A 13,480-nucleotide genomic window follows, 5' to 3' on the forward strand; every position below is an offset into this window, starting at 1 on the left:
AATGCGGGGCAGCCTCGCGTTAACCCGGCATGCAGAAATCATAAGCAAGCTTATTATATCCCAAGCTTATGGAGGCAGGATCGATGCGCGGTTCGGTGGACACCGATTTCTTGTTTACGCTGGGCGAAGTGTTCCGGCTGATCCGGGTCTACGCCGACAAGGAGGCCGCGCGCTACGGCATCACCCGCGCGCAATGGGCCGTGCTGTCCAAGGTGGAACGCCAGGAGGGGTTGAAACAGACCGAGCTCGCCGAGCTGCTCGAGGTGCAGCCGATCACGCTGACGCGGCTGATCGACAAGCTCTGCGACAATGGCTGGATCGAACGCCGCAGCGACGAGAACGACCGCCGCGTCAACCGCCTCTATCTGAAGAAGGCCGCCCGCCCGCTGCTCGGCAAGCTCGCCGGCCTCCGCTCCGAACTCACCGCGACCGCGCTCGAGGGCATCAGCCCCGCTGACGCGTATCGCCTGCTCACCCAATTGGAATCGATCAAGGAAAACGTTCGCAATGCCGTCCAAACCCCAGCCGGCGAGCCCTCCCGAAAGGAACAGCGCTATGGCTGAACCCGTCCTCAAGCTGGCGCCCGAGCAGAAGAGCAATCCGGGCGAGCCTGCGCCGTCGGGCAAGGCCAGCCGCGCGCCGCGCCGTCGCCTGATGGCGGGCCTGCGGCGCTATCGCCGGGTGCTGCTGCTGGTCGTGCTGCCGACGCTCGCTGCGATCGGCGGCATCGTGTTCTATCTCAATGGCGGCCGCTATGTCGGCACCGACGACGCCTATGTCGGGGCGCAGAAGGTGCTGATCACGCCGGAAATCTCCGGCAAGATCGACAAGATCGTCGTGAAGGAAGGCCAGCACGTCAAGAAGGGCGACGAGCTGTTCGAGATCGACCCGGTGCCGTTCCGCCTCGCGGTGGCGCAGGCCAAGGCCGCGCTCGACCAGACCAGGACCGCCTATGACAACCTGGTCGACAACATCAAGATCAACGGCAGGATGCTGGAATTCGCCCAGCAGAGCATCGAATTGAAGAAGCGCGACGTCGAGCGCAAGTCGACGCTGGCCAAGCAGAATTTCGGCTCGCAGCTCGACCTCGACAACGCGGCGAATGCGCAAGTGACGGCCGAGAGTCTGGCGCAATACATCAGGCAGCAGATCTCCAAGGACAAGACGCAGCTGCTCGGCGATATCGACCTGCCGATCGAGCAGTTCCCGCCCTACGCCCAGGCCAAGGCCAAGCTCGACGACGCCCAGCGCAATCTCGACCACACCGTGCTGCGCGCGCCGATGGACGGCGTCGCGACCCAGGTCGACCAGATCCAGCTCGGCCGCTTCGTCGCCGCCGGCTCGCCGGTGTTCTCGGTCATCGATGTCGACCATCCCTGGGTCGACGCCAATCCGAAGGAGAGCGACTTCACCTATGTCGCGGTCGGCCAGCCGGTTGAGCTCGACGTCGACGCGTTCCCGAACCATCAGTTCAGGGGCAAGATCGGCTCGCTCTCGCCCGGCACCGGCGCGCAATTCGCGATCCTGCCGCCGCAGAACGCGACCGGCAACTTCGTCAAGGTGGTGCAGCGTGTGCCGGTGCGGATCTACTTCGACGAGAACGATCCGTTCGTGAAGAAGCTGAAAGCCGGCATGAGCGTCTACGCGACGATCGACACCAACCACCGCCGCACGCTGGCCGGCCTGCTCGGGCTGGCGCCGGCCTCGGCGCACCCGGACCACGAATAGAGATAAGAAGCGGTCGATAGTCGACCGCAGAGACAGTGCGCCCCCTCTCCCGCTTGCGGGGGAGGGCCGGGGTGGGGGCTTTCTCCACGAGTCATGTTGTGGAGAGAGCCCCCACCCGGCGCTACGCGCCGACCTCCCCCGCAAGCGGGAGAGGTGACTCCAACGCTCGAACAGGACCGACCTGAATGAATGCACCGTCACCATCAGCCGTGCCCGGCATGCGCCGGAACATGGTGACGATCTGCGCGATGACCGCGACGATCATGCAGGCGCTCGACACCACGATCGCCAACGTTGCGCTGCCCTATATGCAGGGCTCGCTGTCGGCCTCGCAGGACCAGATCAACTGGGTGCTGACCTCCTACATCGTCGCGGCCGCGATCATGACCGCGCCGGTCGGCTGGATCGCCAACCGCTATGGCCGGAAGCGCATCTTCATCATCTGCTCGGCCGGCTTCACGGTCGCCTCGGTGTTCTGCGGCCTGGCGCAGGACATCAACCAGATGGTGCTGTTCCGCCTGCTGCAGGGCGTGTTCGGCGCGGCGCTGGTGCCGCTGTCGCAGGCCGTGATGCTCGACTCCTACGCGCTGCATGAGCGTGCCAAAGCGATGTCGATCTGGGGTATGGGCGTGATGATGGGCCCGATCATGGGGCCCTCGCTCGGCGCCTGGCTGACCGAGACCTATTCCTGGCACTGGGTGTTCTTCGTCAATTTGCCGTTCGGCGCGATCACCGTGCTCGGCCTTGCGGTCTTCATGGACGAAACCAAGCAGGACCTCAATCTGCGCTTCGACTGGTTCGGGTTCGGCGCGCTCGCGGTCGCGATCGGTTCGCTTCAGCTCGCGCTCGACCGCGGCGAGCAGCTCGGCTGGCTCGAATCCAACGAGATCATGATCGAATTCATCGTCTCCGCGGTCGGCTTCTACTATTTCTTCGCCCATTCGCTGACAACCAGCCGGCCCTTCATCCAGTTCGCGCTGTTCAAGGACAAGAACTTCCTCGGCGGCTGCGTGTTCATGACTGTCATGGGCCTCGTGCTGTATTCGACCATGGCGCTGTCCTCGCCCTATCTGCAGAACGTGGTCGGCTACCCGATCATCACCGCGGGCCTGTTGTTGGCGACCCGCGGCGCCGGCACCTTCGTCGCGATGATGCTGGTCGGCCGCATGATGCGCTATATCGAGGCGCGCACGCTGATCATCTCCGGCCTGGCGCTGACCGCGGCCTCGCTGTTCCAGATGACCGGCTGGACCGACATGACCCAGGCCAACGAGATCATCGTCGTCAGCGTGGTTCAGGGCTTTGGCTTCGGCCTCGTGTTCGTGCCGCTGTCGACGGTGGCGTTCATGTCGCTGCCCAACCATCTGCGCACCGACGGCACCTCGATGCTGACGCTGCTGCGCAACGTCGCAAGCTCGGTCGGCATCTCGATCGTGATCGCGCAGCTGACGGAAGGCGGACGGCGGATCTACGCAAAGCTGTCGGAGCAGATCAATCCGTTCAACCACGCGCTGCAGATGCCCGACGTATCGGGCATGATCAACCTCAACACCGACGCCGGCCGCGCGATGGCCGACAAGATGGTGGCGGCGCAGTCGCAGATCATCGCGTTCTCGCACGACTACCAGCTGGTGATGCTGTTCATCCTGGTCTCGATCCCGCTCGCGCTGATGATCGGCTCGACCAAGGCCACGCTGCGCTCGCAGTCCGCGCCGTCGGACCATGCCGCGGTGATGGAGTAGGTTTCAACGTCTATGTGTCCGATAGCGCGCCCCTCACCGCTTTATCGGTGTCATCGCCCGGCTTGACCGGGCGATCCAGTACGCCGCGGCCTATCGGCTCAAGCACTGCGGCCTCTGGAATACTGGGTCGCCCGGTCGAGCCGGGCGACGACAGTCTTTGTTGCGGCCAACCCTCCTAAAGCGCAAGACGCCGCAGCCGCAAGCCGCGTTGACTTTCCGACCTCGCCTCCCAATACTCCGCGAAAACAAGCAAGACCCGTCACACAACTGACGGTTTCAGGGGAGGACGCGATGCCGACTTCACGCAGGACGCTGCTGAAGACTTCAGCGGCTGCCGCCGCTGCTTTCAGCTTGGATTGGACACGGGCGCAGGCGCAGGCCGAAACGGTCCGGATCGGTGTGATCTACGACCTGACCGGCCCGTTCGCCGCCGGCGGCTCGGTCGCCTCCTCGATCGGCACCCAGATCGCGATCGACCTCGTCAACGAGAAGGGCGGCGTCGGCGGCAAGTACAAGATCGCGCCGGTCAACGTCGATTCCCAGAGCAAGCCCGATGTCGCGATCAACGAGGCCAATCGCCTGATCGACCAGGAGAAGGTCGACATTCTCAACGGCGTGTTCGCGAGCTCGCACGCGGTGCCGCTCGCCGCCAAGGTCGAGCAGCAGAAGCGGATCCTGTGGATCACGACCGCGGTCTCGACCGCCGTGTTCAAGGACAAGAACCTGCAATACGTGTTCCGCGCGCAGATCCATTCCGACCAGTATGGCCAAGCCTTCGCGAGCTTCATCAACGAGCACGCCAAGACCAAGCTTGGCATGGAGCCGAAGGACGTCAAGGTGGCGCTGATCCACGAGGACGGCCCCTATGGCGTCGGGGTCGCGGCCGCCGACGAAGCCTTCGCCAAGGAGGTCGGGCTGCAGGTCGTGCTGAAGGAGGGCTATTCCGCCTCCGCGCCCGATCTCTCGGTGCTGGTCACCAAGCTGAAGCGCGCCAAGGCCGACGTGATCTCGCATGCCGGCTACAATCCCGACATCACGCTGTTCCTGCGCCAGGCGCGCGAGAGCGGGCTGAAGTTCAAGATGTTGTTCGGCGCCGGCGCCGGCTACAGCCAGCTCGACAAGCTGCGCGCGACCTTCGGCGCCGACATCGACAATTTCTGCAACATCGATCCGGTGCCGGCGCAGCTGCTCGATCCGGCCAAGCTCGCGCCGGGAATCGGCGACCTCACCAAGACCATGGTCGCGCGCTACCGCGAGAAGACCAACGCGACCGAGGTGCCGCCGCACTGCTCGATGGGCTTCAACCAGACCTGGATCCTGCTCAACAATGTGCTGCCGGTCGCCAAGGAGAAATATGGCGGCTTCGATCCGGAGGCGATCCGCAAGGCGGCGCTCGACGTCGACATCCCAGCAGGCGGCACCATCCAGGGCTATGGCGTGAAGTTCTATCCGCCGGGCACGCCGCTGTCCGGCCAGAACGAGCGCTCGACGCCGGTCGTGATGCAGAACGCCGGCGAGCGCATCACCGTGGTGTGGCCGACCAATATCCGCACGCAGGATCCGGTGTTCCCGCTGCCGAAGGGCTCGGTGTACGGGGCGTAGGGTGGCGACGAGGCGAGACTGCCGCCGCGTCGGGGCTGCGCTCCCTCGCCCCGCTCTTGCGGGGAGAGGGTTGGGGTGAGGGGCTCTCTCCGCGCGGCGGTGCGAGTTTTGAGACCTGTACCCCCTCACCCGGATTGCATCTGGCGATGCAATCCGACCTCTCCCCGCAAGCGGGGCGAGGTAAGAAGATGTCGCCTTGCCGCTCGAGCGAATGACGCGGTGACAACCCCTCATCCGGCGCGCTTACGCGCGCCACCTTCTCCCACAAGGGAGAAGGGAAGAGCGCGCGCCTACAGCACCACCCGCCTGCCCTCATCCGCCGCCCAATAGCCGGCGTAGTTCACCCTGGTCGTCTCATACGCCAGCGCGAGGTCCGCGAGCGGTTGCCGCCCGGTCGTCACGCACTCCATGAAATCCTGGATCTCCTGCAGGTAGCCGCGGGTCCATTCCTCCTCGAGACAGACATATTGCCAGCCGGTTTTGCGATCGACCTTTTCGGTGATGTAGACGGACGCGAGCTTCTCCTCGGAGGTCTGGTAGCTCGTCAGATGCGTGTTCGGGGTGATGTTGGCGAATAGCGAGCCGCCGCTCGTATAGGTCTCGATCAGGTTGCGCACGCCGCCCATGATCATGTCGCCCGAAAACACCGTGGCCTTGGTGCCGTCGGAGAAGGTTGCGGTCAGCGTGCCCCAATCCTCGACATCGACCGGATTGGCCTTGATGTAGGCGCGCTCTTCGGATTTAAGGCCGGCGGTGACATTGCCGACGTCGCAGGTCACGCTCGCGACCGTGATGGTCTCGCCGCGCGCGCGCGCCTCGACCTGCTTGAGATAGAGCAGCGCCGACAGGGGATGGCAGCCCATCCGGATCAGCGAGCCGCCGCCGGTCATCGCCCACTCGGCGGCATGCGCCGCATGCGAGCCGGAATGGCTCTCCTCGCCCTTCATGAACAGGATCTTGTCGCCTGTGGCGCGGATGATCTCCGCGGTCTTGGTCACCGCCGGCGCGTAGATCCAGTCCTCGGCATACATGAAGAGTTTTCCGCTTCGCTCGATCACAGCGCGGGTTTTCTCCATCTCCTCCATCACCCGCTGATACATCAGCGCCTTCGGCACATGCCTGCCGATCGGCGCCTTGTCGCCGTCGCGGCCGAAATAGCCGCTGAACGGCTTCTCGCAGATCACGTGCTTGCCGGCCTGCATTGCCTCGACGATCATCCCAGCATGCAGATTGGGCGGCGTGCAGATGTCGATGACGTCGATATCAGCGTCGGCGATCAGCTCGGCAAAGCTGCGATAGGCATTCGGGATTGCGTGCTTGCGGGCGAACTCGTTGACATGATCGCCGCGCGCCGCGACCGCCCTCACCTCGACGTCGACGCCATAGACGCGCCGGTAGGCAACCATGTGCAGCTCCGACACGAAGCCGCAGCCGGCCAGCCCGATCCTGATTTTTGTCATTTGATGTCTCCGCCCTTCAGGCGGGCGGAGAGTAGCGTGCGGCCATCACCGCGTCGAACGCATTTGCCATCACGGCGTACGGCGGCGTCAACCCCGTGAACAGCTCGAACGCATCGCCCGACGCATTGATCGCGAGGTCGCGTCCGGTCAGAACATCTGCGCCCCTTTCCTTCGCCATGGTCAGCAGCGGCGTCCAGAGCGGCGTGTAGACCGCATCGGCGATCCACATCGAGCGATGAAGCAGCGCATCCGGCACCGGCGTGTCGCGGCTCGGCAGCATGCCGACCGGCGTTGCGTTGACGAGACCGACGGCGCCGTGCGCCGCGGTCACGATGCTAGCGGCGTGGACCACATGGCGATCCGCCAATTGGGCGGCAAGCTGCGCTGCCCTGACGCTATCGGCGTCGAAGATGCGCAGTTCACCGACACCGAGGCCGGCGAGCGCGAAGGCGATCGCCTTGCCGACGCCGCCGGCACCGATCAGCGCGATCGGGCCGCGCGGCGCTGATGCAAGCAGCGGCGCGATCGCGCGTACAAAACCTGACGCGTCGGTGTTGTGTCCGACCAGCCGCGCACCATCGGCGACGATGGTGTTGACCGCGCCGATCGCGCGCGCATCGGGTGCGAGGTCATCGAGCAGCTCGACCACCGCCTCCTTGTAGGGAAAGGTGACATTGACGCCGGCAAAGCCGAGCCGCCTGATGCCCTCCAGCATCGCGCGCAGATCGTCGCGATCGGCGCCCTTGACCTCGATCAGCTGGTAGTGACAGCGGACGCCGAGCGCTGCTGCGGCCTCTTCATGCATCGCGGGCGCCGCCGAATGCGCGATCGGATAGCCAATCAGCCCCGTCAGGAAACGGTCGCGCATTGTCCCTCACGTCAGTCACGCTCAGCTCATGGCGTCGAGCCGAGCATAGCTGTCTTCCATGCCGTGCTCCATGCCAGTCGCGAGCATCGCCGCGCGCGTCTCCGCGTCCGGCAGCGTCATTCGCATCGTCATCAAGGTGCCGTCGCCGTCGGGCGTGAAGCGCGTCTCGACATGATTGTCAGGCGTCGGATCCGGCAGATGCATGCGCTCGACATGGACGATGCGGCTGAACGGTTCGAGCGCGACATATTCGCCGGTCAGATGGAAGCCGCCGCCCTTGCCGTCGATCCATTCGTAGCGGATCCTGCCGCCGGGCTTCGCCTCGCTGATGCAGACCGGCATGGTCCAGCCGTCGGGACCGAGCAGCCATTTCTGCAACAGCTCCGGCTTGGTATGCGCGCGATACACCGCCTCCGGCGGCGCGACGAAGCGCCTGGTCACGACGACATAGCGGTCGCCTTCGGTCTTCAGCGTCAACTTGCTCATGGGGATACCCTTCACTGCTGAGGCTTCATTGCGGCCAGCACGCCGTCCAGCCGGTCGTAATTGGTTTCCAGCGCGCGCCGCAGCATGCCGAGCCATTGATCGATCTCGGCAACCGCCGATGGCGCGAGCCGGCACGGCCGCTTGGTGCCTTCGATGCGCCGCACGATCAGGCCGGCGCCCTCGAGTACCTTGAGATGGCGGGAGATCGCAGGCTGGGTCATGTCGAACGGCTCGACCAGCTCCATCACAGTCGCCTCGCCCAGCGCGAGGCGCGCCAGGATCGCCCGGCGGGTCGGGTCGGCGAGCGCGGAAAAGGCGGCGTCGAGATTGGCCATGCTTGATCTGAAATCAGTTATATAAATTATTAGTTATATAACTGATTGCGCATGGTCAAGCAAAATCCGCTGCGGCGAACGCGCGCAGCGGATTTCGGTCCCCTTCAATGCTGGAATTGCGCGCGGCTCGCGGCGCGCAGCTAGACGTCGAAGAACACCGTCTCGTTGTTGCCCTGCAGATGGACGTCGAAGGTGTAGGCGTTGCCCGTGCCGGCCTTGCGCCTCGCGATCAACGTCGGGCGACGATCGGCCGGCACCAGCGCCAGCGTGGAATCAGCGGCGTTGCCAGCTTCGTCCTCGAAATAGATCCGGGTGTAGAGATGCAGCAGCATGCCGCGCGCGAACACCGCAAGCCCGATGTGCGGGGCCTGCGGCTTGCCGTCGGCATCCGGCACCACGCCCGGCTTGATGGTGTCGAAGGCGTAGGCGCCGTTCTTGTCGGTGCCGCAGCGGCCAAAGCCCTTGAACGAGGAGTTCGGCAACGCGCGCGCATCCTGCGGATCGGAGAAGCGGCCCTGCGCATCGGCCTGCCAGATCTCCAGCATGCAATCCGGGATCACGGCGCCGTCGCCGTCATAGACCTTGCCCTCGACGCGGATGCGCTCGCCCGAGACGTCGCCCGTCAAGAGGTTGTTGGTGAAGGCGTCGTTCCATTCATACTCGCCGTTCGGCGTCAGGCCATACTTGAAATAGGGACCGACGGTCTGCGAAGGCGTGATTCCATCAGGACGCGGGTTCGGCACGTTACTTGGTCTCCATCGGCGTGGCATTGCGTCCGCGCAGCACGATATCGAAGCGGTAGCACAGCGCCCATTCCGGCTTGGTGTTGTCGAGATCGAACGAGGAGATCATCCGCGCCCGCGCCTTCGCATCCGTCACCGAGTTGAAGATCGGATCGAACGGAAACAAGGGGTCGCCGGGAAAGTACATCTGGGTGACGAGCCGTGAGACGAAGGAGTGGCCGAACACCGAGAAGTGGATATGCGCCGGTCGCCAGGCATTGTGGTGATTACCCCAGGGATAGGCGCCGGGCTTGATGGTGATGAACTTGTAGTAGCCCTTGGCATCGGATTGCGTGCGGCCGGCGCCCGTAAAATTCGGATCGAGCGGCGCCGGGTGCTGATCGACGACATGAATGTAGCGGCCGCAGGCATTGGCCTGCCACAGCTCGACCAAGGTGTTGGGCACGCCGCGGCCGTCCTCGTCGAGCACATGGCCGTGCACGATGATGCGCTCGCCGAGCGGCTCGCCCTTGGCCTGGATGGTGAGATCGTTGTCGTGCGCCCGCACGGTCTCATGACCATAGACCGGCCCGGTCAGCTCCGAGAGCGTGTGCCGCATCGGGATCAGCGGCTTCGTGGGCGCACGCTTGATCGCGCTGCGGTACGCAGGCGACAGGCGCGCAGGATGGACGCTGTTCGAAGCGATCGGATAGATCAACGTCATGTGCTTTCTCCAGACCGGATTGCCGCCCGCGCCGGATATCAGGCCGGCGCCTTGAAATCGTAGGAGATGCGCCCGGCCGGCAGATAGAACAGCGCGATGACCGCGCCGCCCCTCACCTCCGGATAATGCCGGCTGCCGGGATCCGGCGCCGTCCAGCCCGGCCCCTGCCAGCCCTGCAATCCCTTCAGCTGCGCGCCCTTGTCGAGGGGAACGACGAGGTTGAGCTCGCCATAGGGATGGCCATGATATTGCCCGCGCAGCACGTCGTGATCGTCCTCGTCCTTGAAGCGGCGCGGATCGGCGCTGTTCATGTAGACCGCGGTGATGCTGAACTGGAACGTCTCGGGGACTGGCTCAAGGATGCGGCTGCGCCGATAGTTCGGACCTTCCACCTCCTGGTTTGCGGCCCAGCCCTCCTCGACTCCCATTTTGATGAGGCGGGCCAGATCCTGGTACAGCGCGCTGTCCTCTCCATAGGTCTCGTTGAGCCATCGCTCCATCGCCGCACTCGGCGTCATGTCCTTGACCTCGCGCAGAAACGGAATGCTGCGTTCGATAAGCTGTTCCCGGCTTCCCATGACTTTCTCCTGTCTAATCCTCGAAACCCTTGAAGGAGGCGAATGCCTCCAGTTCCGCGCGCGGCATCAGCCGCGTGCGCGACCGCTCCCTGGGGTGGCCCATCGAGATCCCGCAGGCCACCATCTGCTCGGTGGGGATCGACAGCAGCGGACGCAATATCCGATGGAATCTGGCGAAGGTTTCCTGCGGACAGGATTGCAGCCCGCGTCCGACCGCCGCCAGCATCACGTTCTGGATGAACATGCCGAGATCGAGCCAGCTTCCCATCGCCAGGCGCCGATCGATGGTGACGATCAATCCAACCGGCGCGCCGAAGAACATGAAGTTCTTTGCGGTCTGCCGGCTCCTCGCCGCAGTATCGCTTTGCGCGATCCCGAGCGAGTCATAGAACAATCGCCCGAACTCCTGACGACGGCCGAGATACGGCTCGGGGAAGGCGCTTGCGTAGTATTGATATTCGGAGACGTGCTCGCCCGGCTCGTTCTCATACGCATGCAGAAGCGCAGCCGACACCTCGGTTTTGACGACGCCGGCGAGCACGTAGACGTGCCAGGGCTGGATGTTCGCACCGCTCGGCGCGAACCGCGCCACGCGCAGGATCTGCTCGATGGTCGAGCGCGAGACCGGACTGCCGGAGAACTCACGGCACGACAGCCGGCCGGCGATCACCTCGTCGATCGGATTGCGCGCAGCGCCGCACGCCGCGTCCCGGTCGATCATGACTTCTTCACGAGCAAGCATCCGCCATCCTCCATCGGTCTGAAGGCCTCTTCCCCCGGGATCGTGGCCAGCAGCTGGTAGTAGTCGAACTGGTATTTCGACTCCTCCGGCGACTTGACGCGGAACAGATACATGTCGCGGACCAGCCGGCCGTCCGGACGGATCCTGCCGTTGCGGGTCATGAAATCGTTGACCGGCAATTCGCGCATCTTGGCGGCGACAGTCGGCCCATCGAGCGTGCCGGCGGCTTCGACCGCCTTGAGGTAGTGCATGACCGCACCATAGGTGCCGGCGTGGATCATGGTGGGCACCTTCTTCGTCTTCTCGATGAAGCGCTTCGACCACGCGCGCGTCTCGTCGTTGAGGTCCCAGTAGAACGCCGAGCTCAGCATCAGGCCTTGCGCGCTCTGCAGCCCGAGGCTGTGAATGTCGGCGATGAAGACGATCAGGCCGGCAAGCTTCTGCCCGCGCGTCACGCCGAACTCGCCGGCCTGCTTCACGGCGTTGATGAAGTCGCCGCCCGCATCGGCGAGCGCGATCACGTCGGCCTTGGACGCCTGCGCCTGCAGCAGGAAGGACGAGAAATCGGGCGTGTTGATCGGGTGTTTCACGGCGCCGACGACCCTGCCGCCGGTGGCATCGATCACCTTGCGGCTGTCGGCCTCGAGCTGCGCACCGAGCGAGTAGTCGGCCGAAAGAAAGAACCAGGACTTGGCGCCGAGGCGCGAAATCGCCCTCGTCGTCCCCTGCGACAGCGCATAGGTATCGTAGGTCCAGTGGATGCCGGTCGGCGAGCACTCGTCGCCGGTCAGCCGGGACGTTGCCGCGCCGGTGGCGAGGAACAGCTTCGTCTTGTCGCGCGTGATGCCCTGCACCGCCAGTGCGACCGCGGAATTCGGGACGTCGAGGATGGCCTCGACATTGTCGTTCTCCAGCCAGCGCCGGGCAATCGCCGAGCCGATATCCGCCTTGTTCTGGTGATCGCCGGCGACGATCTCGATCGGGCGCCCGAGCACCTTGCCCTTGAAATCGTCCACGGCCATCTGCGCCGCGACCACCGAGCCCTGGCCGCCATTGTCGGCGTAGAGCGACGACATGTCGGTCAGCACGCCGAGCCTGACCGGCCCGCTCTGTGCAATCGCCGACGTCCCTGTCGCCACCAGCATCAACGCCAGTCCGATCGATTTACGCGCGCCACTTCGGGCCGACATCACCCAGGCCTTCATCGCTTTTTCTCCTCCCAACCCGGTGCCGGCAATCTTGGCCAGAACGCCGCGTTGCGGAAGTGAAAGTCTTGCAGAGTGATCCTGAACCGGCTTCAGATGGCTGGTGGTGACGACACGGCAATACGCTCGTGGAGAATCCGCTCGGTTGCATCCGCCAGACGGCTGGCCTTAACTGCCGTCGATCGTGGAATTTTGCCGAGGCGAGCGATCCGCTACAGACAGGACTCGCAGCGTGTCCGTTTCCTTCAAGACCCTGGATCTCAATCTGCTCAAGGTGTTCGACGCAGTCATGGAGGAGCGCAGCGTGCTGCGGGCCAGCCAGAAGGTCGCGCTGAGCCAGTCCGCCGTCAGCCACTCGCTGGCGCGACTGCGCGAAATGCTGGACGACGACCTGTTCGTGCGCACGGCCACCGGCATGCAGCCGACGGCGCGCGCGTTGACGATGGCGCCGCAGGTCCGCCAGGCGCTGCGATCGCTGGAGGCCGCGGTCGAGCTGCCGACCTTCGCGCCGGCGGCCTCCACAAAACCGTTCACGCTGGCCGCCAACGACTTCACGACGATGGTGCTGGCGCCGCCGCTGCTGAAGATCCTGGGTCGGGAAGCTCCGGCGATCGACCTCACCATCAAGCCGGTGACGCGGATCGATCTTGCCGAGCAGATCGACCTCGGCCGCATCGACGTTGCGATCGGCGTGTTCTCGTCGCCGCCGAGCCGCTTCCGCACGGCACTGCTGTTCGAATATGACGACGTGCTGATTGTCGGCAAGAAACGCAAGCTTGGCCGGCTCGACAAGGCAAAGCTCGCGACCTTGCCGCTGGTCGTGGTGTCCTTTGGCGGCGAGCAGGAGGGCGCGATCGGCGGCTTCATCTCCGAGCGCGGGCTCGCCAGGCGTTCGGAGATGTACGACCGCCCCGCGCTCGAACGGGCGCTGTCCGACAGCGACCGGCCGCCACGGATCGCGGTCTCGCTGCCGCACTTCCTTGCCCTGCCCGCACTGCTGATCGATTCCGAACTTGCTGCCATCGTCCCGCGGCCGCTGGCGCGTGCGCTCGAGCAGGCGCATGCGATCACGACCTACGAACTGCCTTACACCACGACGCCGGTGGAGGTTCGGCTGCTCTGGCACGAACGCGTCGAGGACGAGCCTTCGCACGAATGGCTTCACGAGGTGCTCCGGCGCGCCACCGAAGAACTCAGGCGCGGCCGCTAAAGCGCGATGAGATTGGAGTGAATCATCATCGCGCTCTAGCTTGTTGTTTGAGCATGATCTTTCGGAAAACCGCTTCGC

The 13,480-nt window shown here is 64.7% G+C and carries 14 protein-coding genes; 5 read left to right on the forward strand and 9 right to left on the reverse strand.

Annotated features, from left to right (window positions below; translation table 11 throughout):
- Window positions 1–83: 83 nt before the first annotated feature.
- The 4 genes from IF803_RS22300 to IF803_RS22315 all read left to right on the forward strand — a co-directional run bounded on the left by IF803_RS22300 (window position 84) and on the right by IF803_RS22315 (window position 5,072).
- Entirely contained in the window at window positions 84–563 is a 480-nt protein-coding gene (locus IF803_RS22300; RefSeq protein WP_085970781.1) for a MarR family winged helix-turn-helix transcriptional regulator, read from the forward strand.
- Window positions 556–1,728: an HlyD family secretion protein gene (locus IF803_RS22305; RefSeq protein ID WP_461193480.1), complete on the forward strand. Its 1,173-nt coding sequence runs from the start codon at window positions 556–558 to the stop codon at window positions 1,726–1,728. The genes IF803_RS22300 and IF803_RS22305 overlap by 8 nt, the downstream gene beginning before the upstream one ends.
- A gap of 185 nt (window positions 1,729–1,913) precedes the next feature.
- Window positions 1,914–3,470, forward strand: coding sequence for an MDR family MFS transporter (locus IF803_RS22310; RefSeq protein ID WP_038387626.1), 1,557 nt, complete (start codon window positions 1,914–1,916; stop codon window positions 3,468–3,470).
- Between the two features lie 291 nt (window positions 3,471–3,761).
- The gene (locus tag IF803_RS22315; RefSeq protein WP_461193481.1) at window positions 3,762–5,072 is read left to right on the forward strand and encodes an ABC transporter substrate-binding protein; all 1,311 of its coding nucleotides are present in this window, start codon (window positions 3,762–3,764) and stop codon (window positions 5,070–5,072) included.
- Window positions 5,073–5,362: 290 nt separating this feature from the next.
- Here IF803_RS22315 and IF803_RS22320 read toward each other — a convergent pair whose 3' ends face one another.
- The 9 genes from IF803_RS22320 to IF803_RS22360 all read right to left on the reverse strand — a co-directional run bounded on the left by IF803_RS22320 (window position 5,363) and on the right by IF803_RS22360 (window position 12,192).
- Window positions 5,363–6,532, reverse strand: coding sequence for a Gfo/Idh/MocA family protein (locus tag IF803_RS22320; protein WP_461193482.1), 1,170 nt, complete (start codon window positions 6,530–6,532; stop codon window positions 5,363–5,365).
- Window positions 6,533–6,548: 16 nt separating this feature from the next.
- Window positions 6,549–7,400, reverse strand: a complete 852-nt coding sequence (locus IF803_RS22325; protein ID WP_461193483.1) for a shikimate dehydrogenase — start codon at window positions 7,398–7,400, stop codon at window positions 6,549–6,551.
- Window positions 7,401–7,421: 21 nt separating this feature from the next.
- On the reverse strand, window positions 7,422–7,886 hold the full coding sequence (locus IF803_RS22330) for an SRPBCC domain-containing protein (protein ID WP_461193484.1): 465 nt from the start codon (window positions 7,884–7,886) through the stop codon (window positions 7,422–7,424).
- An 11-nt stretch (window positions 7,887–7,897) separates the two neighbouring features.
- The gene (locus IF803_RS22335) at window positions 7,898–8,221 is read right to left on the reverse strand and encodes an ArsR/SmtB family transcription factor (protein ID WP_461193485.1); all 324 of its coding nucleotides are present in this window, start codon (window positions 8,219–8,221) and stop codon (window positions 7,898–7,900) included.
- Between the two features lie 140 nt (window positions 8,222–8,361).
- Complete coding sequence (gene pcaG, locus IF803_RS22340) at window positions 8,362–8,964, reverse strand: protocatechuate 3,4-dioxygenase subunit alpha (RefSeq protein ID WP_461193486.1); 603 nt, start codon at window positions 8,962–8,964, stop codon at window positions 8,362–8,364.
- Between the two features lies 1 nt (window position 8,965).
- Window positions 8,966–9,667: a protocatechuate 3,4-dioxygenase subunit beta gene (gene pcaH / locus IF803_RS22345; RefSeq protein ID WP_461193487.1), complete on the reverse strand. Its 702-nt coding sequence runs from the start codon at window positions 9,665–9,667 to the stop codon at window positions 8,966–8,968.
- Window positions 9,668–9,705: 38 nt separating this feature from the next.
- Window positions 9,706–10,245, reverse strand: a complete 540-nt coding sequence (locus IF803_RS22350) for a 4-hydroxylaminobenzoate lyase (RefSeq protein WP_225164047.1) — start codon at window positions 10,243–10,245, stop codon at window positions 9,706–9,708.
- A 13-nt stretch (window positions 10,246–10,258) separates the two neighbouring features.
- Window positions 10,259–10,987, reverse strand: a complete 729-nt coding sequence (locus IF803_RS22355) for a nitroreductase (protein WP_461193488.1) — start codon at window positions 10,985–10,987, stop codon at window positions 10,259–10,261.
- Window positions 10,963–12,192: an ABC transporter substrate-binding protein gene (locus IF803_RS22360; RefSeq protein ID WP_439711131.1), complete on the reverse strand. Its 1,230-nt coding sequence runs from the start codon at window positions 12,190–12,192 to the stop codon at window positions 10,963–10,965. Before IF803_RS22360 ends, IF803_RS22355 begins: the two co-directional genes overlap by 25 nt.
- Before the next feature lie 232 nt (window positions 12,193–12,424).
- Between IF803_RS22360 and IF803_RS22365 the strand changes: the two genes are divergently transcribed.
- Window positions 12,425–13,402, forward strand: a complete 978-nt coding sequence (locus IF803_RS22365) for a LysR family transcriptional regulator (protein ID WP_028344383.1) — start codon at window positions 12,425–12,427, stop codon at window positions 13,400–13,402.
- Window positions 13,403–13,480: the final 78 nt, after the last annotated feature.

The sequence above is a fragment of the Bradyrhizobium sp. UFLA06-06 genome, assembly GCF_054820065.1.